The organism is Bacillus sp. SRB3LM (assembly GCF_015712745.1).
GTDB lineage: Bacteria > Bacillota > Bacilli > Bacillales > Bacillaceae_G > Bacillus_A > Bacillus_A thuringiensis_K.
Genome location: NZ_VWVQ01000076.1, coordinates 98,802 through 123,596, shown reverse-complemented (window position 1 = coordinate 123,596; position 24,795 = coordinate 98,802). Strand labels below are relative to the sequence as shown.

Genomic DNA, 24,795 nt, shown 5'->3' with positions numbered 1-24,795 from the left:
TATATGTGAAGTTACAGTACATTTTTTGGAAATATTTAAGCGAGATAGTGCGTATATTAATACATTAAAGTAAATGTATGTTATTTAGGGAGAAATGATGGGAGGAGATGTAATTTTGGCTAAAAATAAAAAAAGGAATGATGCTTTGGCAATAGGTGTCGGTATAGGAGTTGTAATTGGTGTATTTCAAGGGCACTTTACAAATAATTTAGTAATCGGAATTGTGATTGGGATTATAATTGGGATTGCGTTTTTGAAGAAATAATGAGATGTAAATTCATTTCAAAAATTGTTGTATCAAAAGAATGAAAATTCGGAATACGAAACCTGTTTTTCCTTTTATTGTGATATTATATATGAAAAGGAAGGTGATGGATATGTCAACAAACAATCAAATAGAACAAAACTGTTTCATTTGCAAAAAACATAAAGGAAATATTATAGTTCCAGGTGGAGCTATTTACGAAGATGAACTCGTTTATGTTGGACATGTCCATTGGGATAATGAAGAAACATACCTTGGTTATGTCATGATAGATATAAAAAGACATGTACTTGGCCTTGCTGAATTAACGGATGAAGAAGCAAAAGCGTTCGGACTTATAACAAGTAGGGTAAGTAAAGCGTTAAAAGAAAGTGAGGGAGCAGAACATATTTATGCTTTTGTTTCAGGGAATGGTGTACCACATATGCATATGCACATCATACCGCGTTATCCAAATACACCCAAAGAGTTTTGGTCACCGACTGAAGTAGCGAAATGGAATGGTGCGCCATATGGTGACGCAGAGAAAATCCAAAAACTATGCGAAAGAATACGAAAGTATATGGTGAGTGAATATGCATATAACAAATAATAGACAATATTCATGGGTTGGAAATACAGAAATGTGCTTAGGAGAAATTTCAGTTAAGCAATATGGTGATATTGTACTTGGTAAATACGGCGGGAATATAAGCGCCGGAGCAAAAAAGAACGAAGATGGCGCGTTAGTTTGGTCAAATGGTGATTGGGAATTTGCAGCTATATTAGATGGACATAATAGTGCGGAAAGTGTTGATTTAGTAGTAAATACAATCGAAAAAGAATATGAAAATATAAAAGTAATTTTGAATGAACCAATTAATACAGTGTTTCAATCTGTTGAAAATCATATACTGACAATTTTTCAGGCATCTTCATTTAAGGAAAAGTGCAAAAAAATTAAAGGTGAAACAGCTTGCTTACTATGTGTAAGGAAAGAAAATTATATATGGTGGCTTTCTATCGGTGATTGTTTAGTGTATGTATTTCATGAAGAGTTACATAAGTTAGGACAATATGCATTAAATCAACGTCATTTTTACGAATGGATTGGAAATGTAAACACATTTGATTTACCTGTTCCTTGCTATTCATCAGGTATTCGTGAATTACGTACTGGAAAGAACCGAATTGTAATGGTGACAGATGGAGTATTAGAATGCGGGGAACGCCGATATGAAATACCTGTAAATTTGTATAATACTATTAACAGAAATGATAAAACACTTAAAGAAAATATTCACAATGTTTTAGAACACGTGCATCATCAGTTGGGACGTGATAGTGCGACTATAATTAGTTGGGACGTTGAAAATAAAGAGAATGTTACGTATCCGAGTGATCAGCCGGAGAAAAGGTAAAGGAGGAGGCCTTTCTGTTTCTTTTGAAACTAATTGTCTTATTGTTATGGATTATAATTTTAATTTTTTTAGAAAAAATCGTGAGGAAGAAGTTAAATATACCGAGACAAACAGGATGGAATAGTAAATATGTCAGTCAATCACATAAATGGGGACAATGAATCATCATTATTTCTTATGTAGTACTTATGATGATAGGTTCAATTTGGAATCCAATATACATGACTTATATACCAATTTTCTTTTTTATGACGTTGTACATTTTTCAAGGATATATGCAGTGGAAATATGATAGTAAAGCAAAAGAATATATTATTTCGTTTGGAATTGTTCCGTTATTAATAATTACAGGTATTATTTTGAATGTATTCTATAATACGTATTGGTGATGGATGGTCATACAAATAAAGGGTGAGAAAATGATAAGACCACATTTACGGGCTGAAGTAATGATTGTAAACGACGAACATTCAAAAGTACTAGTACAATGTGATGAAAACGAATCATTTTATCGTTTTCCAGGTGGCTCTATTGAATTTGGTGAAACGTCAAAAGAAGCAATAATTCGAGAGTTAATAGAAGAATACGATTTGAAAGTTCATGTTCAAGAGTTAGCAATTGTAAATGAACACATTTTTGAGTGGGACAACGAAAAAGGTCATCATTGTACATTGATATATTGGGGGACTGTTGAAAAAATCATTACAAATGAAATAAGGCATAAAGAGCATGAGGATATTATATTAATTTGGAAAAGTCTAGAGGAATTACAGGAGAAGCCGACATATCCTGAAGGAATCATAAGTTATTTAGAAGGGGATAACCGTAATATAGTCCAATTTATTTCAAGTAATCAAATGAAATAATAGGAGGGGTGAAAATAGGAGCTTCTACTTTTTGGATTATAACTATTGTTTTTTGTATAGCTGTCTATTTTCTCGATAAGTTTTTAAGAAAAAAATTGAATATGCCCAAGGGTGGTTTTTGGGGATATAAGAAACATGTAAATAGTTTACATAAAAAATTGGAAATAGGACTACTTTTTATTTATTTAATAACTAGCTTTATGTTTATCTTTAAATTCGAAAGTGTTAATATTGCTTATGTCATTTTTACTTATTTAGGTGGGAAGTTAATCTTAAGAGCATTGATGGAATGGAAGTATGATAGAGAGTCGAAAGAATATATATTTTCGGTAATTGGGGTATTCACGTTTATTTTTATGACTTCGATACTATTTTACTTCTTTCCACCTGCTGTATAATAAAAAAATTGATAGTATAAATAATAAGATAACTAACGAATAAGAAACCATTTACTTAGGAATAAACGGTTTCTTATTCTGTGTATGAAATTCTGTCTTTTTCATTCAATCATTTATTTTAGCTAGTATGAATGTAATGAAATTTGTTTTGTCCTCCGCATACTTATGTTTATCAGTAGGATTAGCTTGTGAAAGTTGAATTTTTAATTGTTCATACTGTATACGAGATGTTTTATTGTCTATTAAGTAATCTCGAAATTGTAATTGTTCTATTAAATATTTATTTCCTTGTTCATACATATGAATTTGATGAGTTCGTGGCTCTCCTTTATTAAAATAGTATCTTTCAGGCAATACATCTTTTCTGTATTTATAATTTAGTAGTTCCAACTTTGCGATACATTGTATGCCAACTGCATTATCTTTTAGTTCTATTGCTATATCAATAATTGGCTTTGCACTTAAATATGGAATAGAAGTACTACCAATATGGTGTATCGCTAAAATATGTTCGCCAATTTGTTCCTCAATGATTTGTTTCTCTTTCATAAACTCAATTTCCCATTCTTCAGTCCACGGCACTAAAAACACTTTCCCATACGGTAAACCTAACATTTAATTAGCACCTCTTTCAAAATAGTTTTCAAAAAGTTTATTACATCTTCTTAAAGCTTCTCAAAACAAGGTGTTCCCACAATCTCCAAGGAAGAATCTTCTTCGTAAAGATCATAAATTTTACACCTTTTCCAATAGGATATCGTAAAGTAGTACGCTTTGTTTCAGCAATTTCAACGATTTTATTAGCAACATCTATCGGATTACCAAATGTATCACTACCGCTATTAATATGTTTTTGTATTTTATCCATATATTCTTTGTAAGGAGATGTTGTATCAGATTGGTTTTCAGCTAGTTGTTTACCAACCTCCCATATATTTGTGTTGTAAGAACCAGGTTCAATTAAAGCGACATCTATTCCGAAAGGTTTTAATTCTAAGCGAAGCGATTCACTCCAGCCTTCTAATGCATATTTTGAAGATACATAAGGAGATAAACCAGGGAATCCAACTTGGCCGCTAATGCTGCTTATATTAATGATTTTTCCACTTCTTTGTTTTCTCATATATGGTAAAACAAGCTGGGTAATTGATATAGCTCCAAAAAGGTTCGTTTCAAATTGCTTTCGATATTCGTCTACTTGGATTTCTTCTACAAAGCCCCCATTTGCATATCCTGCATTATTTATAAGGAGATCTATTCTATTAATTTCTTTTAAAAATAATTGGAAATTATGTATAGAATTTTGATCTGTTACATCTAATTGTTGAACTTTTATATTTTGCTGTAAGTTAAGTTGAGTAACTTGGGATAGTAAGGTTCCTTGTTTTTCAAGGTTTCGCATTGTAGCGATAACTAAATAATCTTTTTTTGCGAGTTCGAGTGTAGTTAATAGTCCAAATCCACTTGAGGCTCCAGTAATTATTGCGATTTTTTTATTCATTTTTCGCCAGCTTTCTTTTTCTTTTATCATAACGAGTTATGATAAGAAAATCTATTATTCTTACATTTAGTATGAAATCAATTTGTATGTAAAAAAAGGGGATTATAGGGAATGAGCGTATATAGAGTAGTGTATATCAATATGATAATGAAATGAGGGAAGAAAAATGGTCCATGTGAAAGATGTATTAGCAGATCAGCTATTAGCGAATGCAAATGATCCTAGTTGGTATATGCCATTTTCCGATGCAGTTAAGGATTTATCTGAGAGGGAAGCTTGCTGGAAACCGAGTGAAGAGAGTAATAGTATAGCTGAAATCGTACAACATTTACTGTATTGGAACTCTACGTGGCAAACTAGGTATAAAGAATCAAATGTGAATGCAGTACCCGCTATAGGAGATAATAACAAAAGTTTTATGCTTTCAAATAATCAAACTTTCGATGAATTACGGGAAAAACTACTAGAAAAACTGTTACAATGGCAAAATCTTATAAATGAAGAAAAGGTTGAAAGTGATGTAGTAGGACTTCCTGTTTCTGCAAAGTGGTGGGAAGTGTTAGCGAATGTAACAACTCATAATGCATATCATATTGGGCAAATTATTTACATCCGAAAATTACAGCAGAGCTTTGATAATCAATAAGATAATAGTTCTCAAATTAGGTGAACAAAAGTGGACAAAACGAGACAGATGTCTCGTTTTGTCCACTTTTTTATTATGAAAGAAAAGAGAAAACCTATTAAATCAAGGATTAGAATTTGGCACGGTACTTGCAATATAACAGACGAACAAGAAAATAGGAGGGCTGGACATGTTAAAAACAACTGAAAGTAAAGGGAATGAAATTACGAAAGAACAAGCTCGTTGGATGTATAAAAAAATGTTAGAGATTCGTAAGTTTGAAGATAAGGTACATGAATTGTTCGCGCAAGGCGTGCTGCCAGGTTTCGTCCATTTATACGCAGGTGAAGAAGCGGTAGCAGTTGGTGTATGTGCCCACTTAACGGATAGTGACAGTATTACAAGTACACATAGAGGTCATGGACATTGTATCGCAAAAGGTTGTGATTTAAATGGTATGATGGCTGAACTTTTCGGGAAAGCAACAGGATTATGTAAAGGTAAAGGCGGTTCCATGCATATTGCTGATTTAGATAAAGGAATGCTTGGTGCAAATGGCATTGTAGGCGGTGGTTTCCCGCTTGCTTGTGGCTCAGCATTAACAGCTAAATATAAAGGAACAAAAGATGTAAGTGTTTGTTTCTTTGGTGATGGAGCAAATAATGAAGGTACATTTCATGAAGGGGTTAATTTAGCGGCGATTTGGAAGTTACCAGTTATTTTTATCGCAGAAAATAACGGTTACGGTGAAGCAACGACATTTGAATATGCTTCAAGTTGTGATTCTATTGCGGATCGTGCAAAAGCTTATAACATTCCAGGTGTTCAAGTGGATGGAAAAAATCTTCTAGCTGTATATAAAGCTGCTGAAGAAGCAGTAGAACGTGCGCGTAAAGGCGGTGGTCCAACAATAATTGAATGTATGACATATCGTAATTACGGTCATTTCGAGGGTGAAGCACAAACGTATAAAACTTCAGAAGAAAAAGAAGAACATTTAAATGAAAAAGATGCAATTGTGAATTTCCGTAAGCATTTAATTCATGAAGCTTTATTAACTGAATCTGAGCTTGTAGATATGGAAAAGGCAGTAGATGAAGCGGTGCAAAAATCGATTGAATTTAGTGAAAATAGTCCATACCCAGACGATGAAGAATTATTAAAAGATGTATACGTTTCTTACAAATAAGAGGAGGGTGAAAAATTATGACTAGAACAGTAAGTATGTCAACTGCAATTAATGAAGCAATGAAAATCTCAATGCGTCGTGATGAAAATGTAATTTTAATAGGTGAAGACGTTGCAGGCGGTGCACAAGTTGATCATCTGCAAGATGATGAAGCTTGGGGTGGTGTTCTTGGTGTTACAAAAGGGCTAGTACAAGAATTTGGCCGGAATCGTATTTTAGATACACCAATTTCTGAAGCAGGTTATATGGGAGCTGCGATGGCAGCTGCTGCAACTGGGTTACGTCCGATAGCTGAGTTAATGTTTAATGATTTTATCGGTAGTTGTCTTGACCAAGTATTAAACCAAGGTGCGAAATTCCGTTATATGTTTGGAGGTAAAGCAAAAGTACCCGTTACAGTACGTACGATGCATGGCGCTGGTTTTAGTGCAGCAGCTCAGCATTCACAAAGTTTGTACGCATTATTTACGAGCATACCAGGTATTAAAGTTGTTGTTCCTTCCACGCCGTATGATGCAAAAGGCTTATTATTAGCAGCAATTGAAGATGATGATCCAGTAATCTTCTTTGAGGATAAAACACTTTACAATATGAAAGGTGAAGTGCCAGAAGGATACTATACAATTCCATTAGGAAAAGCAGATATTAAACGGGAAGGTTCTGATGTAACAATTGTCGCAATCGGAAAGCAAGTTCATACAGCGCTTGCAGCTGCAAAGCAATTATCGAAAAAGGGGCTTGAAGTAGAAGTAATCGATCCACGATCTTTATCACCGCTTGATGAAGATACGATTTTATCATCTGTTGAAAAAACAAATCGTCTTATCGTTATTGACGAAGCGAATCCAAGATGTAGTATCGCAACAGATATTGCGGCAATTGTAGCGGATAAAGGTTTTGATTTGTTAGATGCACCCATTAAACGAATTACAGCACCACATACGCCGGTTCCGTTTTCACCACCACTTGAAAAATTGTATTTGCCAACGCCAGAAAAAGTAATTGAAACTGTATCAGAAATGATTGGAGACCAATCTTTATTACATGTGTAATAAAACGATGTGAAGGGAGAGAGAAACATGGCTGTAGAAGTTGTAATGCCGAAGTTAGGTATGGCGATGAAAGAAGGTATTATTACGAGCTGGAATATTAAAGCAGGCGATAATGTAGCAAAAGGAGAACTGATTGCTAGTATTAATTCAGAAAAAATTGAAACGGAAATTGAAGCGCCAGTTGATGGTACGGTACTTGATATAGCTGTAAGTGAAGATGAAGGAGTGCCGCCTGGTACTGTAATTTGCTACATCGGTAAACCGAATGAAAAAGTAGAAATGCAGGAAAGCACACATGTTGTAGAAGAAAAAACATCTAATATAGAAGTACAAAATGTACAAAATCAAGAACCAAATGGGAAAGAAGTATCGAAGCAAAGAATTAAAATTTCACCTGTAGCGAAGAAAATTGCAAAGTCTGAAAATCTGGATTTCAAGGCATTAGTTGGTACAGGCCCCGGCGGAAGAATTACAAAGGTAGATGTATTAAAGGCGCTTGAAGAAAGAGTAGCAATCCCAGAAGTACTTGAACAAGAAGAAAGTAAAGCCATTCCTGTTACTGGTATGCGGAAAGCAATCGCAAATCGTATGCACGCAAGCTTACAAAATAGCGCACAATTAACCTTAACGATGAAAGTAGATGTTACAGATTTAGTTGCTTTACATAAAGAAATAGCGGAAGTTGTACAAAAACGATACGATAACAAATTAACCATTACGGATTTCGTTTCTCGAGCTGTTATATTAGCGCTTGGGGATCATAAAGAAATGAACAGCGCTTATATAGATGATGCAATTCATCAATTTGAACATGTTCATTTAGGTATGGCAGTCGCATTAGAAAAAGGATTAGTCGTTCCAGCTATTCGCTTTGCAAATAATTTATCTTTAGTAGAGTTGTCTAAAGAGATTAAGGATATGGCACAAAAGGCGCGAGCAGGTAGCTTAAGTAGTGATGATATGCACGGAACGACATTTACAATTAGTAATTTAGGTAGCTTTGGTATTGAATATTTCACACCTGTATTAAATACACCTGAGACTGGTATTTTAGGTATTGGCGCAATTGAACATGTTCCTGTATATAAAGGGAAAAAATTAAAAAAAGGTAGTATGTTACCTTTAAGTTTAACATTCGATCATCGTGTACTAGATGGTGCACCAGCAGCTGCATTTTTACGCACAATTAAATATTATTTAGAAGAACCTATAACAATTCTTTTATAAAGAGAAGGTGAGAGAATGAGTAAATTAGTTGTAATTGGAGGCGGACCAGCTGGATATGTAGCGGCAATTACCGCGGCTCAAAATGGAAAAGAGGTCACTCTTATTGATGAAGCTGACCTTGGCGGAACGTGTTTGAATGTTGGGTGTATGCCGACGAAATCATTGTTAGAAAGTGCAGAAGTGCATGACATTGTGAGAAAAGCGAATGATTATGGGGTTATGCTTAATACAGGAAGTATATCAATTGATTGGGATCAAATACAGGCAAGGAAATCACAAATCGTAATGCAACTCGTCCAAGGAATACAATATTTAATGAAGAAAAATAAAATTAAAGTTGTAAAAGGAAAAGCGAAATTCGAAACGGATCATCGTGTGCGAGTTACATACGGTGATAAAGAAGATGTAGTAGATGGAGAACAGTTCATTATAGCGGCAGGTTCAGAACCGACTGAATTACCCTTTGCTCCATTTGATGGAAAGTGGGTTTTAAATAGTAGCCATGCAATGTCCATAGATCATATACCGAAATCATTATTAATCGTTGGCGGTGGTGTAATAGGGTGCGAGTTTGCAAGTATTTATAGTCGTCTTGGAACAAAAGTTACAATTATTGAAATGGCACCACAATTATTACCTGGTGAAGATGAAGATATCGCACATATTTTAAGAGGAAAACTAGAAACTGATGGCGTAAAAATATGTACAGGGGCAGCTTTAAAAGGATTAAATAGTTATAAGAAGCAGGCATTATTTGAATATGAAGGAAGTATCCAAGAAGTTAATCCAGAATTTGTTCTCGTTTCAGTCGGCCGAAAACCACGTATACAACAATTAGATTTAGAAAAAGCAGGCATTCAATATTCAAATAAAGGAATTTCTGTAAATGAACATATGCAAACCAATGTATCACATATTTACGCAGCTGGTGATGTAATTGGTGGCATCCAGCTTGCTCACGTTGCCTTCCATGAAGGAACGACGGCAGCATTACACGCGAGCGGAGAAGATGTAAAAGTTAACTATCATGCTGTACCTCGTTGTATGTATACCGCTCCAGAAATTGCTAGCGTTGGTCTAACAGAAAAAGATGCAAAAGAGCAGTACGGTGACATACAAATTGGAGAATTTCCTTTTACAGCGAACGGAAAAGCGCTTATTATTGGAGAACAAACGGGGAAAGTAAAAGTTATTGTGGAACCTAAATATCAAGAAATTGTTGGGATTTCTATTATCGGTCCACGTGCAACCGAACTAATTGGTCAAGGAACTGTAATGATTCATACGGAAGTTACTGCCGATATTATGAGAGATTATATTGCAGCGCATCCGACTTTATCTGAAGCGATTCATGAAGCGCTATCGCAAGCAGTAGGGCATGCTGTACATGCTTAAATGGAATTATAATAAACCACTATTCTCTAAATGAATAAGAGAATAGTGGTTTGAATTTTTACGGAAGAAATTGAATATCCTATTATTTTTTTACGTCAATAGCTGAAGTTTTATCGTTCCATTCAGGAGCTAAATTAGCAGTTTTACCATACCAATCAGCGTGTTTAAATACAACACCTTTTCCATATCCTTGTGTAGAAGTATGCTCCCAAAGTGTCGTTGAATAACTTGCAGAAGGTGAAGCCGTACTTACAGAAGAAATTCTGTCGTTCCAGCTAGAAGGTAAGTTTTTAAAGCCACTGCTCCAGTAAATGTATTGTCCACCTTTATTTATATGTTCATAAAAATCAGTACTACCAGCGCCGCTACCTAAAGGATTAATTTTATTTTTAAGTGCTTTTTTATCCTTTTCAATATAAGCATCCAATGTTTCTCTACTAGTAAAACCGTAAGCTAACCAATCTCCATTTTCATTTTGCTCTGGTAATACCATAGTAATTTGGATGTCTTTTTTATCTTGATCACTTAATTTTGTAAGTGAATTAACGTTCTGTTCATCCACTTTTAAATAATCAAAAGACTTAATTGTGTTACTTTTTTCTTCAGCACTTGCTACTCCTAGTCCTCCAGTAAATGCAAATCCCGCTACTAATGTACCTGCTACTAATTTCTTCAACATATAACCATCCCTTTTTGTTTGGATTTTTGTACAGGTGAATCTTGTACAGCTAAAATGTATTATAATTTTATACTTTTGTAAATATTCTGAAGTTTTAGAAATAATAGGCGGAATATTTACAGTTTTACATTTTTTCTTTAGAAAAAATAGTTATTGGAATGATATAATAAGTGGATATATTGTTTTTACTGGATGTAAAGATGTTTTAGGAGAGGTGTCATTGAAATATTTTACAAGAGATTGGTATAAAAAAATAAATTTTTAGAATTTTTAAGTTTTATAGAGTCTATAAAAGAATGGTCGGAAATGGATATACAAAGTTTAAAGGAAGAAATAGAGGAAAGGAAAATAGATTTATTAAAATTCCTTCCTGAATCGATATACTCAATTATACAAAACATCACAATTAATTCAGAGTACCCATCAGGTGAATTGAAAAAACGTATGCGAGAGTGGTCAACAGATTATGAGAAAAGAGTGGAATAATTAGATCAATCATACGTAGAATATTTTAATTCCATTGAGAAAAAACTTCCGTCAAATGTTGCTCAGTTACACAAGACATCACTACAAGATAGTGTAATTAAAGTAGTAAAGAGAAAGTCAGAAGATATTTTGTCTATCGTATTAGATTGCATTGGTACTTTTAGTGAATTTGATAAACTTGAAATAACTTTTATCCCGCATTAACGGGCAGTAAGACACCCACCTCAAAATGCAGCGAAAGCAAAGAAGTTAGGTGGGAATTAACTGCCCGTAAAAGCCCGATTGGTTAGAGCTAATAATCAGTGGGAGATGAACAAAACCCCCACTGATTAAAGTTTCACTTTATAGGAGTAACAAAGTGTTCTATGCTGGAAAACTTTGAAAATGCTTGGTGGTTATATCATGAAATAGCTCTTACTGAAGATGGTTTTGAACTAGGTGTTTTATTTGACTCTCCATTTAGAGAAGTGACGATTTGCGCGGCAGATGTATTACTTGTGAAGAAATAATGTTGTATGGAGTATTACAAACGTTTGACATAATAAAAAAATAAAGTTATTGTAGATACATGAAGTCTACAATAGGAGCTGTATTATGAAATATTCTAAAGCTACAAATTATGCTCTTCATACAATGCTTTTTCTGGCAAAGGCTACACCAAATAAGTTAGTTAGTGTTCACCAATTAGCAGAAATGCAAAATGTTTCACCAACGTACTTGTCTAAAATACTAACTAAGTTGACGAAGGAAGGGATGATACATTCATCATCTGGTCCAAAGGGCGGTTACTCGCTTAGTAAGAATTGGGAAGATATTTCATTTTTAGATATTATACATGCAATTGAAGGTAAAACATCATTGTTTGAATGTTGTTTACATGACAAACCTGGATGTTTAATTAATGAAGTAATGCTTGCAGCAGAAGAGAAAATGGAAGAAGAGTTACGAAATCAAAAAATCGTAGATCTTGCGAAAAAAATAAAAGTGGATTTTTAATCTGCTTTTATTTTTAAATTAATTAAGGATAAAAAGACTCTTTGATATCTTTAATTGTAGTTGGAAAATGATATGAAGAAGGAGAGAAGATGATGACTAAATTTTGGAATGATCGATATAAATCAGATGAATATTTTTACGGGGAAGAACCTAATACATTTATTAAAGAACAAGCATTTCGTTTAGCAAATCACAATAAAGTAATAGCTTTCGCGGAGGGAGAAGGTAGAAATGCTATATTTCTAGCAAGACAAGGGAACGAAGTAACAGCTATTGATTATTCGGAAGATGGATTAGAGAAGACAAAAAAATTGGCAGAGAAGCATAACGTAAACGTGCATACAAAAAAAGTAGATTTATTAGCTGATAGTTTGCCAGAAAACGAATATGATGCAGCAATTATGGTATTTGGACATTTTCATGATGATTATAAAAAAATGATATTAGGTAAAATGATACAAACGATAAAGCCTGGTGGTTTAATTATGTTTGAAGTTTACTCAAAAAAACAAATAAACTATGGTACTGGTGGACCAAAAGATGTTGATATGCTGTATGATCCAATTGATATCCTTACTTGGTGTGAAGAACATAAGGTAATTCATTTCTTTAATGGCGAACAAGAGCGAATTGAAGGGAAAGGGCACACTGGTTTAGCTGATGTTATTCAAGTTGTTATTAGAAAATTATTATAAGTGTTAATGAAAGTTAAATGTATGAATGTAAAAGACCAGTCATGTAAGACTGGTCTTTCTATTTAGATACTAAATTATCAAGCTTCCAATATGTATCTGTTAACGGCGCTGCTTTGCTATCTATGTATAAATACATATTATTTAAATCTTTTGGTGAAGTTTTCAGTTCAAACACAACGTCAGTAGTTAAAGAGAATTCGTGTGGAACATTTTTATAGTGCTCGTCATCTATCGGATGAGCTTCACCTTCATATTTCTGACCAGTTTTTTCATCTTGTATGAAATATTTTATTTCCGAAAGATCAATAGTTTGTCCATCGTCCCGAACATTATTAATCATAACACGAGTAGTAAGGCGCCGCTCTTTGTCTATTTTTTCAAACTTTGCATTTTCAACTGTCGCTCTATAGTATTCGTTTTTAACTATTTCTCCATAGTGCATTGCATTCTTTTCGAGAGCACTCTTTTCTTGTTTTGATGTAGTATTGCTATTACATCCTGTTAATATTCCAGTAAATAATAATGCTGTACATGTCGTTTTGATTAATGGTTTCATAGTAATCCCTTTCTGTATTAAAAAGTAAAACATAGGAATAATTTTACATCAATAGGAAGGTGAATGGAAGTGTTTTTGCATAATATACAGATATATATTTATTTGGTTGTCAAGTTAACAGGATAGAAAGAGGGAGAAGACTGTATAAAACGGAATAAATAAGAATTGAAAATATTGTAAAATGGAAGAGGCATACATATAATTAAAATAAAGTTTAAGTTTCTGAATCTTCAATAACGGTGGTGATGACATGTTTACTGAAGAACGTCGAGAGAGAATCTTAGAACTACTTAATACAGATGGAAGAGTAATCGCAAAGGATCTTGCGGAAAGATTTGATATGTCTATTGATTCTATAAGAAGAGATTTGTCTATTATGGAAAAGGATGGTTTATTAAAAAGAACGCACGGAGGTGCAATTGAACTTACGCGAGTGAGAAACTTAGCTGCGGAACCAGCTAAACGTTATAGTGATAGCTCAATGTATGAGGACACAATTGCAAGAGTTGCGGTATCTTATATACAAGAAGGTGATTCAATTTTTATTGGTGGGGCTTCCGTTCATAATGCGATGCTGAAATATTTACCAGAAGTATCATTTACGGTTATTACGAATTCTATAGAAATAGCTGGTTATCTACGAGAATATAAGAATATTGATACGTATTTAATTGGCGGAAAAGTAAAACCTTCAGGGAATATTACTGATACACTTGCCTCTGAATTGATAAGTAGATTTTCTATTGATCTTTATTTCTCTACAGGTGGAGGCATTTCATTACAAGGTATTAGTACTGCAACACCTGAAGTTGCTTATTTTAGTAAAAGAGTAAGTGAAATTGCTAGAAGAAATATTTGTTTAGTTCCACATAATAAACTTGGAATAGATTGTTTTATAAGAGGAGAGTCTCTAAAAGAAATTGACATTATTATAACTGACGAAGAGGCTAGTAAAGAAACTGTTCAGGACTTTGAGAAACAAGGTAAACAAGTTGTAATAGCGCCATTATATTCATTTGAAAGGAGTTTGACATGATTGTAAAAGAGCAAGAGTTTTATATAAATGGATTAACTTATACAATTCGTTCTGCAGCTGAGAAAGATGCTGAGCAGTTATCGAAAATTAGAGTTCAGATTGATGGAGAAACTGAAAATATGGATAGAGATGCTGGAGAGGGATTTATAGATAATCTAGGATTTCAAAAAATAATAAAAACAGATAGTGAAGAGACTAAGAATCTCTTTTTAGTTGCAGAAGTGCACAATCAAATCGTTGGATTTTCAAGATGTGAAGGATCAAATTTTAAGAGATTATCTCATAAAGTGGAGTTTGGCGTTTGCATTTTAAAAGAGTTTTGGGGATATAGAATGGGGAAGAGCCTATTACAACAATCTATTAAATGGGCTGACGAAAATGCAGTGAATAAAATATCTTTACAAGTATTAGAGACAAACGAGAAAGCTATTCATCTTTATAAAAAATTAGGTTTTGAAGTAGAAGGCATTTTGAAAAATGACAAAAGACTATCGGATGGAAAGTATTATAATACGGTAGTGATGGGAAGATTTACTAATACTTTTCATGAAAGAGGTGAAGAAGTATGTTTTACAGAAGGAAGTACTATGTAGTGAAAAATGAATTCATAGAAGTATTTAATGATCATTTCAATAATACGAACGTACCTAATCAATTAAAGCATAGTTCTAGGCTAATAGGACGCTGGATGAAAGATAATAAGAATGGTACGTCTGAAGTATTTGCCATATGGGAATATGATAGTTATGAACAGTATAATGAAATAGAATCGAAAATTAGAAGTGATGAGAGGCATATTAAAGGAATACATGAATGGTATGAAAACCATGGCGGGAAAGAATATGTTTTACAGGAGTACATAGTAGAGATGAAAAATGAAGAGTTAGTATGTACTGTAAAGTAACAGAGGGGTGAGGGATAATAGAAATTAGAACAAAATTATATTTTAGTTTAGCATCCACTATTTTATTTGCAATAGCCGTGATTGTTTTCTTTATAAATGATAATCCACAAAAGTGGTTTTGGTTATGTATTTTCTTTGCGTCCATTATACAAAATATAGTGCTACTAAAAAAGAATAAAGAAATGCATTAGGATATTCAAATTATTAACATATTTGTGTCGTCTTTCTAGTTTTATTGAAAACGCTTTTATTCAGTTTTATAATAAAAGTATGTTTTATAAATCTCCAAAACAATTAAAAGGGAGATGATACAATGTTAGCTTCACCGTTTTACTTACATACATGGAAAAAGTTTATTGATGAAGGAGTCCTTGATTCGAACCGTATAAACGAAAGAATTTCAGAATCATGGTACCGATGTAAACAAGCAAATGTGAATCCTCATATGAGTAAAGGTCAGAAAATTTTGTCTTCTGTTTTTTTTCAAGAACAAAAGAAAAAGAGTGAAATTTTCCTTGATATAGCATTACCTCAAATACAAAATATGAGAAAAACCATTGATGAACTACAAATGATGGCATTATTAATCGATCCAGATGGTTATGTTCTATCGTTAAGTGGAAATAAACAAACGTTAAAGCGAGCGAAACATATTAATTTTATTGAAGGTGTAAAATGGACGGAAGCAGCTGTGGGGACAAACGCAATAGGAACAGCGCTAGAAATTGAAGAAGCTATTATGATAAGTGGTACTGAACATTACTCCGTGGTATCTCATAGCTGGAGTTGTGCGGCTGCTCCCATTCATAACGATGACGGGAAATTAATTGGTATTCTAGATTTCTCCTGTCCAATTGAATTTTCACATCCATATATGCTCGGTATGGTAACTTCAATTGCACATGCGATTGAACGCGAATGTAGCATAAGAGTTCATCAAAATGAATTACACTTAATCCATCGTTTTTTAGATGTCATTGATAGTGATGAACAAGTAGTTATTTGTAATCATCGTGATGTTATCGTTTCTGCGAGTAAGAGCGTTCGGGAACGAGTAACTAATTGGTCAAGAATGAAACTTGAAGAGTTAGTGCACCATGGATTGGAAACTAAATTAGAGATACCGGTATATAGTAATGAAAGAATGATCGGGAAATGTATGTATTTAAAGGAAAACAAACAAATGAATACATATTCTACTTTCACATTTATAAAAGGAATTACTTTTCCAGGAGTTACCGGGACAAGTAAAGCATTTCAACACACACTAGAAGAAATTAAGCTTGTTTCACCGACTGATGCTAGTGTGTATGTATGTGGTGAGACAGGAGTAGGAAAGGAATATGTCGCGAGAGCGATTCATGAAAATAGTCCAAGAAAAGACGGGCCCTTTATAGCTGTAAACTGCGGTTCTTTGCCTAAAGAATTAATGGAAAGTGAATTGTTCGGTTATGATGAAGGTGCATTTACAGGTGCGCGACGTCAAGGATATAAAGGGAAATTTGAACAAGCAAACGGAGGAACATTATTTTTAGATGAAATTGGTGAAGTACCACCAGAGATGCAAGTAGCATTATTGCGTGTTTTACAAGAACGCACAATAACTCCAATTGGGAGTTCAAAATTGGTACCAGTAAATATTCGTATTATTACTGCCACACATAAAGATTTACTACGGTTAGTAGAAGAAGGGAAATTCCGTCAAGATTTATATTATCGTTTGCACGTTTATCCGTTATATGTTCCATCGTTAATAGAAAGAAAAGAGGATATCCCATATTTTATACAACACTTTTGCGAACAGAAGAATTGGAATGTTGTATTTCCAAAGAGTATATACAATCAATTTTTACAACATACATGGCCCGGAAATATTCGGGAACTAGTAAATGTATTAGAACGCATTTACATTTTGTCGCAAGGACGGGAAATATGCGAAAAACAAGTAGTTTTTTTGCTGCAAACAATGATGGGAAATCAACAACAACTTGAGTTACAAGTTGAAACTAAAACAGAACAGACATTACATTTTCGCGAAAAAATACAGCGTGATAGCATGATTGAAGCATTACAAAAGACAAATGGAAATGTTTCGTTAGCTGCAAAACTATTAAATGTACCCCGTAGTACATTTTATAAACGAATGCAAAAATATAAGTTATAAAGTAGATTTTTGCAATCTACTTTTTCTTTGTGGGCTCATGTTCTGTCGGAATGTGCGCTTACCGGGGAAATAATAGAATTGTTAGAAATTAATTTCCGGAAGGGGGGCTTATGTGAAGTATATTGAAATTGGCATCGGGAATAGGTGGTTTGTTCGAACAGAAACCGAAAATAAAGATGGAACTGAATTTGAAGAACGAGGTATTATAAAACCTATTTATTTTGAGTCTTTATACGTACGTATTTGGTTTCGGAAAACTTGTTTTATTTTTGATACGAAAGAGGGTTTTAAGAAAGATAAGAAGAGAAGGGTTGAATATAAATTTATTGTTGGAATTGTAAGTAGACTGAATAAAGAAAAAGTGGGCTAACATGCGTAGTTATATTGGACAGGAAATTCTATTGACTTATATCAAACTCATAAAAAGTAATTTTACTAAATATAAATTGTTAATAAAACCACTAAGGAAACTTAGTGGCTTCTTTTTTTATAGGAAGGATTTTCATATGAATAGGATCTTAACGATTGTACTTGCAATTATTGTAAGGGGGTATTCTATTTATAGTTGGAATGATGTTTCGGAACAGAGTATGCTAATTTTACAAACGCTTATAGGGATTATGTTAGTTAGCTTAGGAGTGCAAAATTTTAAAAATAAAGAAAATAAAAGTATGGGCATCGCTTGACTACTCGTTGCGTTATATTTAATTGTTGTATTGTTAGTAAAACATTTTGCATGAATAAGTATTTAAATTATTTATTCATGATTTTCTTATTACGAAAAATATTCTCGCAATAAAAGTTAAAATTCCATTTGTATTTCACTATATAAAATATGGCATAATGATTTAGTTAAATAGAAATGGATAGGGTATTTGAGAGGGGCAGTATAATGAGTTTTGCAATTGAAATAGTAATAAAAGCACCAATGGATATTGTATGTGACTATATAATAGAAGATGAAAAAATAAAAGAATGGAATACGTTTATAATAGAAAATCGCTATCCTTCAAATATGGATAAAGAGAATCCACGTGTAGGAGATAAATATATTTCTGTTCAAAAAGTAGGTAAGAAAACATTTGAGGCAGAAGTAGAAATTCTTGAATACGATACACCCCATATTATTTCACTAGGTAGTGAAATGAAGCAAGGATATTCAGCAATGACTTATATGTTAGAAGAAGATGAGGAAGGTACAGCACTAACATTAATTTCAGAATATGAACCTAGTAATTTTTATTATAAAATGATGTATAAGTTAACAGGCTGGATTTCACGAGGTTTAACTATAGAACAAATGGAACGTCTAGCAGAATGTGTAGAAGCTGCTTATCATAAAGAAGATTAATATTAAAAATATATTAAGGTAAAAGCGTTACTCAATCTCATGAGTAACGCTTTTACTGTTTGAAAATTTTTTCATTGAAAATCTCAATAGCTCTTTCATATATTTCTTTATCAACACAAAATCTTTCTGTTATCCAATAATTAAGTTCAGAAGATGTAATGATTTGTTCTCTTTTCTTACCTTGGAAATATCGTTTTAAAACATTATCATTAATAGAAGTTGGAATACCATCGATATAACCGAAAATCTGAATTTTCTTTAATACAGGAGATGTACGCCAATCGTTAGACCTTGAAATAAGTTCTTTCATATTTGATAAGTGTATTGGTTCTATGTGTAAGGTTTTTGTGGGACCTGGATTTCTAGTAATTTCAATCTTATTATTTGAGACTTCATAAGTGAAAGTTTCTCTTACATTACTTACTTGAAATGATTCATAAAGTGGGTAAGATTGGAATAAAGGTGCACAATAACCAACATCAACATAATAAGGTTGGTCTAAGTTAACCCGTAAGCATAAATGTCCGGGATCCATATACATATAATGAACATTAAAACCAAGATTTGATAATAACCAATGAAATCCAATTGAGTGCGTCCAACAAGTACCCCCGAGACCTTTTGTTGTAATACGGTATATGTATGTCTCAATGGAAGGAAAAAAATGACCTGTTTTATTACCTTTTTCCCAGTCAATTATTTTAGTAAGAGTTTCTCACTTTACTTTTTCTTGATGAGCTTTAATAAGTTCATTTAAAAACCTTAAGCTAGTATGCTGTTTTGTAGCACCTAAAAATGATAGAAAACTATTTATTAGTTGTTCTTGAGACATTTTCTTGTCCTTTCTATATAGGAATTGTTATTGGTATTATTATACAATAGATGTCAGGAAATAAAGGTATTTACTAATGAAGTGGGGGAGAATTTTATGTCGATGTCGCTATATTATAAAAAAATCCGGGAGCAATTAGGACATGAACTAATATTCATGCCAAGTGTAGCTGCAGTTATTAAAAACGAGCAGGGAGAAATCTTATTTCAATATCCTGGCGGAGAATACTGGAGTTTGCCAGCTGGAGCAATTGAACCTGGGGAAACTCCAGAAGAAGCAGTAATTCGGGAAGTATGGGAAGAAACAGGATTGAAAGTACAAGTAAAAAAACAAAAAGGGGTATTTGGAGGGGAAGAGTTTCGTTATACATATGCAAATGGCGATAAGGTAGAATATATTGTTGTTGTGTTTGAGTGTGAAGTTACTAGTGGAAAACTGAAATCGATAGATGGTGAATCTTTAAAACTACAATATTTCTCATTTTCTGAAAAGCCTACTTTAGCACTACCATACCCAGATAATATATTTTTATAGATGTAAAATAACACACCTTACTTATTGAAGGTGTGCTATTTATATAACCCCGTCGTATACATCTCCGTTAACGTATACACAATTTCCTCTAAGTTAATCTTTTTGTCGTTTTGCATAATAGTCCAAAGAAACGATTCATTCATCGCGAACCAACCGCGTGCTACAATCTCTTTATTTAAATTAGGTTGTGCCAATCCACTTTCTTGAGAGTATGTAATATCCTGTTTAATGCTTTTTATAAAACGTTCCCGAATCTCATCCCATTTTTGCCGTATTTCTCTTGATAATCCTATCGCTTCCTCTACAACTTGCAAAATAGCGCGTTCTTCATTTGCTAATTGCAGGAATGCTCTAACTTGATTTTGGATCATTATACGTGCTTCTTCTTTTGTTTGTGGAGAAAAAGAGCGTTCAGCGATATTATAAAAACGATTCATAACATCTTCCATTAAACTAATTAGGAAATCATCTTTGTTTTTGAAGTATACATATGCTGTACCATATCCGGTTTCTGCATGTTTAATAATTTGTGTAATTGTCGTTTTTTGAAATCCGTTACGTATAAAAATAGTGTAACCAGAGTGTAATAGTTTCTTCTTCGTTTCTAAGGAGCGGTGTTTTCTTGATGAAAGGGTACTGTTTTTCAAAGAATCACCTCTTTATACTGAAATATCTGAAAATATAACTGTATTGTAAAAGAAATTCATATATAAAGTCAACTGACATAATATCATTGACGTCGTATCAATTGAGGTGATATATTTCAATTAGTTAGAATAAAAAGAAAATTAAGAGAAGGTGACACCATGTATAAAGAACTATTTCAACCGAATTATGAATATGCGCTTGAATGTGATAAACATGATGAACTGAAAGATTTTCAAACTGAATTCTATAAAAAAGAAGGAACGATATATTTAGATGGAAACTCATTAGGACTACTTTCAAAAAGAGCAGAGAAATCGTTACTTATTTTGCTAGATTCATGGAAAGAGTATGGCATTGACGGCTGGACAGAGGGTGAGCATCCGTGGTTTTTTCTCTCGGAGAAATTAGGTGAGTTGACTGCACCTCTTATTGGAGCCTTACCAGAAGAAACCATTGTAACCGGTTCCACGACGATGAATATACACCAAGTGATTGCCACATTTTATGAGCCGAAAGGAATACGTACAAAAATTCTTGCGGATGAATTAACATTCCCATCAGATATATATGCACTTCAAAGTCAAATTCGTTTAAAAGGATTAGATCCAGATGAGCATTTAGTAAGAGTGAAAAGCAGAGATGGTAGAACACTTTCTGAAGAAGATATTATCCATGCGATGGAAGATGATATCGCTTTAATTTTATTACCTTCTGTTTTATATAGAAGTGGTCAAATTCTTGATATGAAACGTTTAACAACGGAAGCTCATAAATGCGGCATTCACATTGGATTTGATTTATGCCATTCAATAGGATCTATTCCGCATCATTTCAAAGATTGGGATGTCGATTTTGCTGTTTGGTGCAATTATAAATATTTAAATGCAGGACCGGGTAGTGTTGCAGGCCTTTATGTAAATAGTAAACATTTTAATAGACTGCCAGGATTGTCTGGATGGTTTAGTTCTAGAAAAGATAAACAGTTTGATATGGAGCATACATTAACAGCTGCTGATCATGCAGGTGCTTATCAAATTGGTACACCGCACGTATTAAGTACAGCACCATTAATTGGTTCACTTGAAATTTTCAAAGATGCTGGTATTGAACGTTTACGTGAGAAATCTTTACATATTACGAGATACATGCTGAATTTAATTGGACATGAATTAAAAGATTTCGAATTTACAATTGGAAATCCATTAGAGGATGAAAAACGAGGCGGGCACATTTATTTAGAGCATGCAGAAGCAGCACGTATATGTAAAGCACTAAAAGCAAATGGAGTAATTCCAGATTTTAGAGCGCCAAATGGGGTGAGACTTGCGCCGGTCGCTTTATATAACACATACGAAGAAGTGTGGAAATCTGTACAAATATTAAAGAAAATTATGAAAAATGAAGAGTATAAGCAGTTTGAAAATAAGCGAGAGGTTGTGGCATAAATATGAAAACATCAGAGTGGATTGATATTTCACAACCGCTAAATAATAATATTGCAACGTGGCCAGGAGACACACCGTTCTCGTATGAAGTTTCATGGTCAAAAGAAGAAAGTGGCTCAGTAAATGTCGGAAAGTTAACGATGAGTATTCATACAGGCACTCATATTGATGCACCATTTCATTTTGATAATGATGGAAAGAAAGTATTGGATTTAGATGTTCAAGTTTATGTTGGCCCAGCACGGATTATTGACGTTTCTAATCTTGAAAGCATCGGGAAAAAGGAATTAGAAAGCTTTCATTTAGAAGGTGTAGAACGATTATTATTACGTACATCTTCACATGGAAAAGCTGAAGAATTTCCAGAGGTGATCCCTCATTTACGTGCAGACATAGCGTCGTTTCTTTCAGAGAAAGGTATTCGTTTAATCGGAGTAGATGTACCATCAGTTGATCCGCTAGATGATAAAGAATTAGCAGCGCATCATCAATTATTTAAACATGGAATTCATATTTTAGAAAATGTCGTACTAGATCATGTAGCAGACGGTGATTATGAACTTATTGCATTACCACTTGCATTAACTGATGCAGATGGAAGTCCAGTTCGAGCCGTTATTAGACCAATATAAGTAGAATCATATAAAAGGGGCGTTTGGCTAATATGAAAGAAAATGAAAAAGTAATTATGGAAAAAGGGATTCATACGGATTTTAAAGAGAATATGACGTATGGGGAGTATTTACAATTAGATAGTTTACTATCTTCTCAAAAAAGATTATCGGACCATCATGATGAAATGTTATTTATCGTTATTCACCAAGCAAGTGAGCTTTGGATGAAGCTCATTTTACATGAGCTAAATGCGGCGGTTGAATCTATTAAACAAGATAAATTACAACCAGCTTTTAAAATGTTAGCACGTGTATCAAAAATTCAGTCTCAAATTATTCAATCTTGGGATATTCTTGCGACATTAACACCATCAGAATATATTGAGTTTCGTGATTCACTCGGTCAAGCTTCAGGTTTTCAATCGTATCAATATCGTATGATTGAGTATGCACTTGGCTATAAAACGCCACACGCATTAAAAATTTATGAAAAGGATCCAGAATTACATGCACGACTTCATAAAGCGCTACATGCACCAAGTCTATATGATGTCGCGATTCAAGCATTAGTAAAAGAAGGATTCCCTATTCATAAAGATGTGTTAAACCGTGATATTACGCAGCCTTATGAAGAAGATGCAACAGTAGAAGCAGCATGGTTGGAAGTGTATGCGGATGTGAAAAAATATTGGAATTTATATCAGCTTGCTGAAAAATTGATTGATATTGAAGACTGGCTACAACAATGGCGTTTCCGTCATATGAAAACAGTAGAAAGAATTATTGGGCATAAAATGGGTACAGGTGGATCCTCCGGTGTTTCTTATTTAAAGCGAGTACTTGATCAACAATTCTTCCCAGAGCTTTGGAATGTTCGTACGAAATTATAAAAATAAACCTGTCAGTTCATTATGGCTGACAGGTTTATTTTTATTTGAGCACAATTATGTTTAAAATGAAGGAACAAGATATAATAAATGGAGTAACTATTTAAATGGAGGTAAAGTTTTTGGATTTCAAGCAACTAGAAAATAAATTCGAAAAGAAAAAAGTGAATACATTTCTTGTTTATCAAAAAGGGGAATTAACAACTGAGTATTATAAAACACCCGAATGTGCAAATAACTTATATAAAATAAATTCGATTACAAAAAGTATCGTATCTTTATTAATTGGTATTGCAATTGATAAGGGCTATATAAATGATATACATACATCAATTACAGAGTGGATTGAAAATGTACCTGGGGAAAAACATGATTTAACGCTATATCACTTATTAACAATGACTACTGGTGAGGACTGGAAAGAGTTTGGGAATGGAGTAGTATTCCCAAATGACTTTGTAGAATCAGAGAACTGGGTACAGTACATATTAGAAAAGCCAATAATTGAAGAACCTGCTACAAAAATGAATTATAATTCAGGTTCTTCTCATTTACTGAGCTATATTATTCAAGAAGCTACTGGAATGTCGACAGAGCGGTTTGCAAAGAAATATTTATTTAATTCATTAGAAATTAACGAATACGAGTGGCAACAAGATCCGCAGGGTATATATGTAGGTGGCTTCGGTATGAAAATGAAATCTACCGATTTATTAAAATTAGGAAAATTATGTTTGCAAAATGGATATTGGAATGAAAAAGAAATTGTATCAGCGAAATGGTTAGAAGAGTCAAGTAGGGCGCAATTTGAGACATATGAACATGTGGGCGCATATGGATATCACTGGTGGGTATTACATAACGAAAGATTTCACATACCGTATTGTATATATTTTGCTATGGGATATGGCGGACAATACATTGTTATCATTCCTCAGTTAGAAGTAGTAGCTATTATAAGTAGTCATATGCCAAAACGTGGGCTCGTTCCGTTAAAATTATTTATTGAGCATGTACAGGGAAATTCTAATTATATATAAGAAAAGGAGG

The 24,795-nt window shown here is 33.4% G+C and carries 29 protein-coding genes and 4 pseudogenes; 27 read left to right on the top strand and 6 right to left on the bottom strand.

What is annotated here, in order from left to right; translation table 11 throughout:
* Nucleotides 1-97 precede the first annotated feature (97 nt).
* The 6 genes and pseudogenes from F3I02_RS21790 (at nt 98) to F3I02_RS21765 (ending at nt 2,929) form a co-directional block, all read left to right on the top strand.
* Nucleotides 98-265: a glycine zipper domain-containing protein gene (locus F3I02_RS21790; RefSeq protein ID WP_000508470.1), complete on the top strand. Its 168-nt coding sequence runs from the start codon at nt 98-100 to the stop codon at nt 263-265.
* A gap of 91 nt (nt 266-356) precedes the next feature.
* Nucleotides 357-857, top strand: a complete 501-nt coding sequence (locus F3I02_RS21785; protein WP_142237967.1) for an HIT family protein — start codon at nt 357-359, stop codon at nt 855-857.
* Nucleotides 841-1,665 (top strand): PP2C family serine/threonine-protein phosphatase, encoded by an 825-nt coding sequence (locus F3I02_RS21780; RefSeq protein ID WP_196478426.1) that lies wholly within the window; start codon nt 841-843, stop codon nt 1,663-1,665. The genes F3I02_RS21785 and F3I02_RS21780 overlap by 17 nt, the downstream gene beginning before the upstream one ends.
* Before the next feature lie 23 nt (nt 1,666-1,688).
* Nucleotides 1,689-2,054, top strand: a pseudogene (locus tag F3I02_RS21775) (DUF4181 domain-containing protein).
* A gap of 30 nt (nt 2,055-2,084) precedes the next feature.
* The gene (locus tag F3I02_RS21770; RefSeq protein WP_196478425.1) at nt 2,085-2,531 is read left to right on the top strand and encodes an NUDIX domain-containing protein; all 447 of its coding nucleotides are present in this window, start codon (nt 2,085-2,087) and stop codon (nt 2,529-2,531) included.
* A 14-nt stretch (nt 2,532-2,545) separates the two neighbouring features.
* Nucleotides 2,546-2,929, top strand: coding sequence for a DUF4181 domain-containing protein (locus F3I02_RS21765; RefSeq protein ID WP_041488163.1), 384 nt, complete (start codon nt 2,546-2,548; stop codon nt 2,927-2,929).
* Between the two features lie 105 nt (nt 2,930-3,034).
* Here the strand turns inward: F3I02_RS21765 and F3I02_RS21760 are convergent, their stop codons facing one another.
* The gene (locus F3I02_RS21760; protein ID WP_000901210.1) at nt 3,035-3,544 is read right to left on the bottom strand and encodes a GrpB family protein; all 510 of its coding nucleotides are present in this window, start codon (nt 3,542-3,544) and stop codon (nt 3,035-3,037) included.
* A 40-nt stretch (nt 3,545-3,584) separates the two neighbouring features.
* A complete protein-coding gene (locus tag F3I02_RS21755; RefSeq protein WP_222838330.1) occupies nt 3,585-4,430 on the bottom strand; it encodes an oxidoreductase in 846 nt (281 codons plus the stop codon).
* Nucleotides 4,431-4,596: 166 nt separating this feature from the next.
* On the opposite strand from F3I02_RS21755, the gene F3I02_RS21750 reads away from it, so the two are divergent.
* From F3I02_RS21750 to lpdA, 5 genes are all read left to right on the top strand, one after another.
* Nucleotides 4,597-5,076, top strand: a complete 480-nt coding sequence (locus tag F3I02_RS21750) for a DinB family protein (RefSeq protein ID WP_196478424.1) — start codon at nt 4,597-4,599, stop codon at nt 5,074-5,076.
* A gap of 169 nt (nt 5,077-5,245) precedes the next feature.
* Complete coding sequence (acoA, locus tag F3I02_RS21745) at nt 5,246-6,244, top strand: acetoin:2,6-dichlorophenolindophenol oxidoreductase subunit alpha (RefSeq protein ID WP_000921299.1); 999 nt, start codon at nt 5,246-5,248, stop codon at nt 6,242-6,244.
* A gap of 17 nt (nt 6,245-6,261) precedes the next feature.
* Complete coding sequence (acoB, locus tag F3I02_RS21740) at nt 6,262-7,296, top strand: acetoin:2,6-dichlorophenolindophenol oxidoreductase subunit beta (RefSeq protein ID WP_000198898.1); 1,035 nt, start codon at nt 6,262-6,264, stop codon at nt 7,294-7,296.
* Nucleotides 7,297-7,323: 27 nt separating this feature from the next.
* Nucleotides 7,324-8,523, top strand: coding sequence for a dihydrolipoamide acetyltransferase family protein (locus F3I02_RS21735; protein ID WP_196478423.1), 1,200 nt, complete (start codon nt 7,324-7,326; stop codon nt 8,521-8,523).
* Nucleotides 8,524-8,538: 15 nt separating this feature from the next.
* Nucleotides 8,539-9,918 carry a dihydrolipoyl dehydrogenase gene (lpdA, locus tag F3I02_RS21730; protein ID WP_196478422.1) on the top strand — a complete coding sequence of 460 codons (1,380 nt, stop codon included), beginning with the start codon at nt 8,539-8,541 and terminating at the stop codon, nt 9,916-9,918.
* A gap of 82 nt (nt 9,919-10,000) precedes the next feature.
* On the opposite strand, the gene F3I02_RS21725 is transcribed toward lpdA, so the two are convergent.
* Nucleotides 10,001-10,597 (bottom strand): hypothetical protein, encoded by a 597-nt coding sequence (locus F3I02_RS21725; RefSeq protein ID WP_196478421.1) that lies wholly within the window; start codon nt 10,595-10,597, stop codon nt 10,001-10,003.
* Nucleotides 10,598-10,817: 220 nt separating this feature from the next.
* Between F3I02_RS21725 and F3I02_RS21720 the strand changes: the two are divergent.
* The 4 genes and pseudogenes from F3I02_RS21720 to F3I02_RS21705 all read left to right on the top strand — a co-directional run.
* Nucleotides 10,818-11,278, top strand: a pseudogene (locus tag F3I02_RS21720) (DUF4085 family protein); the annotation flags it as partial.
* A gap of 146 nt (nt 11,279-11,424) precedes the next feature.
* A pseudogene (locus tag F3I02_RS21715) lies at nt 11,425-11,592 on the top strand (DUF4085 family protein); the annotation flags it as partial.
* Between the two features lie 85 nt (nt 11,593-11,677).
* Nucleotides 11,678-12,079: an Rrf2 family transcriptional regulator gene (locus F3I02_RS21710; protein ID WP_000877650.1), complete on the top strand. Its 402-nt coding sequence runs from the start codon at nt 11,678-11,680 to the stop codon at nt 12,077-12,079.
* Nucleotides 12,080-12,168: 89 nt separating this feature from the next.
* Nucleotides 12,169-12,774 (top strand): class I SAM-dependent methyltransferase, encoded by a 606-nt coding sequence (locus F3I02_RS21705; RefSeq protein WP_196478420.1) that lies wholly within the window; start codon nt 12,169-12,171, stop codon nt 12,772-12,774.
* Between the two features lie 58 nt (nt 12,775-12,832).
* On the opposite strand, the gene F3I02_RS21700 is transcribed toward F3I02_RS21705, so the two are convergent.
* Nucleotides 12,833-13,330: a hypothetical protein gene (locus F3I02_RS21700; protein ID WP_098906109.1), complete on the bottom strand. Its 498-nt coding sequence runs from the start codon at nt 13,328-13,330 to the stop codon at nt 12,833-12,835.
* Nucleotides 13,331-13,580: 250 nt separating this feature from the next.
* On the opposite strand from F3I02_RS21700, the gene F3I02_RS21695 reads away from it, so the two are divergent.
* The 7 genes from F3I02_RS21695 (at nt 13,581) to F3I02_RS21665 (ending at nt 18,785) form a co-directional block, all read left to right on the top strand.
* Nucleotides 13,581-14,366 (top strand): DeoR/GlpR family DNA-binding transcription regulator, encoded by a 786-nt coding sequence (locus F3I02_RS21695; RefSeq protein WP_196478419.1) that lies wholly within the window; start codon nt 13,581-13,583, stop codon nt 14,364-14,366.
* Nucleotides 14,363-14,959 carry a GNAT family N-acetyltransferase gene (locus F3I02_RS21690; RefSeq protein ID WP_196478418.1) on the top strand — a complete coding sequence of 199 codons (597 nt, stop codon included), beginning with the start codon at nt 14,363-14,365 and terminating at the stop codon, nt 14,957-14,959. Before F3I02_RS21695 ends, F3I02_RS21690 begins: the two co-directional genes overlap by 4 nt.
* Nucleotides 14,932-15,270 (top strand): NIPSNAP family protein, encoded by a 339-nt coding sequence (locus F3I02_RS21685; RefSeq protein ID WP_163051213.1) that lies wholly within the window; start codon nt 14,932-14,934, stop codon nt 15,268-15,270. The genes F3I02_RS21690 and F3I02_RS21685 overlap by 28 nt, the downstream gene beginning before the upstream one ends.
* A 313-nt stretch (nt 15,271-15,583) precedes the next feature.
* Nucleotides 15,584-17,434, top strand: coding sequence for a sigma-54-dependent Fis family transcriptional regulator (locus F3I02_RS21680; protein ID WP_163051211.1), 1,851 nt, complete (start codon nt 15,584-15,586; stop codon nt 17,432-17,434).
* 112 nt (nt 17,435-17,546) lie between these two features.
* Nucleotides 17,547-17,804, top strand: coding sequence for a DUF3977 family protein (locus F3I02_RS21675; protein WP_000873842.1), 258 nt, complete (start codon nt 17,547-17,549; stop codon nt 17,802-17,804).
* Nucleotides 17,805-17,940: 136 nt separating this feature from the next.
* Nucleotides 17,941-18,120, top strand: a complete 180-nt coding sequence (locus tag F3I02_RS21670) for a DUF3953 domain-containing protein (protein WP_002164057.1) — start codon at nt 17,941-17,943, stop codon at nt 18,118-18,120.
* 206 nt (nt 18,121-18,326) lie between these two features.
* A complete protein-coding gene (locus F3I02_RS21665; protein ID WP_000006414.1) occupies nt 18,327-18,785 on the top strand; it encodes an SRPBCC domain-containing protein in 459 nt (152 codons plus the stop codon).
* Between the two features lie 27 nt (nt 18,786-18,812).
* Here the strand turns inward: F3I02_RS21665 and F3I02_RS21660 are convergent.
* Nucleotides 18,813-19,617: pseudogene (locus F3I02_RS21660) on the bottom strand (arylamine N-acetyltransferase family protein).
* Nucleotides 19,618-19,713: 96 nt separating this feature from the next.
* Between F3I02_RS21660 and F3I02_RS21655 the strand changes: the two are divergent.
* Complete coding sequence (locus F3I02_RS21655; RefSeq protein ID WP_000062925.1) at nt 19,714-20,151, top strand: NUDIX hydrolase; 438 nt, start codon at nt 19,714-19,716, stop codon at nt 20,149-20,151.
* Nucleotides 20,152-20,186: 35 nt separating this feature from the next.
* Here F3I02_RS21655 and F3I02_RS21650 read toward each other — a convergent pair whose 3' ends face one another.
* Nucleotides 20,187-20,798 (bottom strand): TetR/AcrR family transcriptional regulator, encoded by a 612-nt coding sequence (locus F3I02_RS21650; protein WP_196478417.1) that lies wholly within the window; start codon nt 20,796-20,798, stop codon nt 20,187-20,189.
* A gap of 159 nt (nt 20,799-20,957) precedes the next feature.
* Between F3I02_RS21650 and kynU the strand changes: the two genes are divergently transcribed.
* From kynU to F3I02_RS21630, 4 genes are all read left to right on the top strand, one after another.
* Nucleotides 20,958-22,244 (top strand): kynureninase, encoded by a 1,287-nt coding sequence (kynU, locus tag F3I02_RS21645; protein WP_196478416.1) that lies wholly within the window; start codon nt 20,958-20,960, stop codon nt 22,242-22,244.
* Nucleotides 22,245-22,246: 2 nt separating this feature from the next.
* Nucleotides 22,247-22,876, top strand: a complete 630-nt coding sequence (kynB, locus tag F3I02_RS21640) for an arylformamidase (RefSeq protein ID WP_000858074.1) — start codon at nt 22,247-22,249, stop codon at nt 22,874-22,876.
* A gap of 32 nt (nt 22,877-22,908) precedes the next feature.
* Nucleotides 22,909-23,748, top strand: coding sequence for a tryptophan 2,3-dioxygenase (gene kynA, locus F3I02_RS21635; RefSeq protein ID WP_000661972.1), 840 nt, complete (start codon nt 22,909-22,911; stop codon nt 23,746-23,748).
* A gap of 119 nt (nt 23,749-23,867) precedes the next feature.
* A complete protein-coding gene (locus F3I02_RS21630; protein WP_163051203.1) occupies nt 23,868-24,785 on the top strand; it encodes a serine hydrolase domain-containing protein in 918 nt (305 codons plus the stop codon).
* The last annotated feature ends 10 nt before the right edge of the window (nt 24,786-24,795 follow it).

Coding starts and splice junctions, on each gene's coding strand:
- F3I02_RS21695 (WP_196478419.1), top strand. CDS start 13,581: ATGTTTACTGAAGAACGTCGAGAGAGAATCTTAGAACTACTTAATACA.
- acoB (WP_000198898.1), top strand. CDS start 6,262: ATGACTAGAACAGTAAGTATGTCAACTGCAATTAATGAAGCAATGAAA.
- F3I02_RS21780 (WP_196478426.1), top strand. CDS start 841: ATGCATATAACAAATAATAGACAATATTCATGGGTTGGAAATACAGAA.
- F3I02_RS21680 (WP_163051211.1), top strand. CDS start 15,584: ATGTTAGCTTCACCGTTTTACTTACATACATGGAAAAAGTTTATTGAT.
- F3I02_RS21770 (WP_196478425.1), top strand. CDS start 2,085: ATGATAAGACCACATTTACGGGCTGAAGTAATGATTGTAAACGACGAA.
- F3I02_RS21790 (WP_000508470.1), top strand. CDS start 98: ATGGGAGGAGATGTAATTTTGGCTAAAAATAAAAAAAGGAATGATGCT.
- F3I02_RS21710 (WP_000877650.1), top strand. CDS start 11,678: ATGAAATATTCTAAAGCTACAAATTATGCTCTTCATACAATGCTTTTT.
- F3I02_RS21725 (WP_196478421.1), bottom strand. CDS start 10,597: ATGTTGAAGAAATTAGTAGCAGGTACATTAGTAGCGGGATTTGCATTT.
- F3I02_RS21785 (WP_142237967.1), top strand. CDS start 357: ATGAAAAGGAAGGTGATGGATATGTCAACAAACAATCAAATAGAACAA.
- F3I02_RS21705 (WP_196478420.1), top strand. CDS start 12,169: ATGATGACTAAATTTTGGAATGATCGATATAAATCAGATGAATATTTT.
- F3I02_RS21760 (WP_000901210.1), bottom strand. CDS start 3,544: ATGTTAGGTTTACCGTATGGGAAAGTGTTTTTAGTGCCGTGGACTGAA.
- acoA (WP_000921299.1), top strand. CDS start 5,246: ATGTTAAAAACAACTGAAAGTAAAGGGAATGAAATTACGAAAGAACAA.
- F3I02_RS21670 (WP_002164057.1), top strand. CDS start 17,941: ATGAATAGGATCTTAACGATTGTACTTGCAATTATTGTAAGGGGGTAT.
- F3I02_RS21750 (WP_196478424.1), top strand. CDS start 4,597: ATGGTCCATGTGAAAGATGTATTAGCAGATCAGCTATTAGCGAATGCA.
- kynB (WP_000858074.1), top strand. CDS start 22,247: ATGAAAACATCAGAGTGGATTGATATTTCACAACCGCTAAATAATAAT.
- F3I02_RS21690 (WP_196478418.1), top strand. CDS start 14,363: ATGATTGTAAAAGAGCAAGAGTTTTATATAAATGGATTAACTTATACA.
- F3I02_RS21735 (WP_196478423.1), top strand. CDS start 7,324: ATGGCTGTAGAAGTTGTAATGCCGAAGTTAGGTATGGCGATGAAAGAA.
- F3I02_RS21665 (WP_000006414.1), top strand. CDS start 18,327: ATGAGTTTTGCAATTGAAATAGTAATAAAAGCACCAATGGATATTGTA.
- F3I02_RS21755 (WP_222838330.1), bottom strand. CDS start 4,430: ATGAATAAAAAAATCGCAATAATTACTGGAGCCTCAAGTGGATTTGGA.
- kynA (WP_000661972.1), top strand. CDS start 22,909: ATGAAAGAAAATGAAAAAGTAATTATGGAAAAAGGGATTCATACGGAT.
- kynU (WP_196478416.1), top strand. CDS start 20,958: ATGTATAAAGAACTATTTCAACCGAATTATGAATATGCGCTTGAATGT.
- lpdA (WP_196478422.1), top strand. CDS start 8,539: ATGAGTAAATTAGTTGTAATTGGAGGCGGACCAGCTGGATATGTAGCG.
- F3I02_RS21685 (WP_163051213.1), top strand. CDS start 14,932: ATGTTTTACAGAAGGAAGTACTATGTAGTGAAAAATGAATTCATAGAA.
- F3I02_RS21655 (WP_000062925.1), top strand. CDS start 19,714: ATGTCGATGTCGCTATATTATAAAAAAATCCGGGAGCAATTAGGACAT.
- F3I02_RS21700 (WP_098906109.1), bottom strand. CDS start 13,330: ATGAAACCATTAATCAAAACGACATGTACAGCATTATTATTTACTGGA.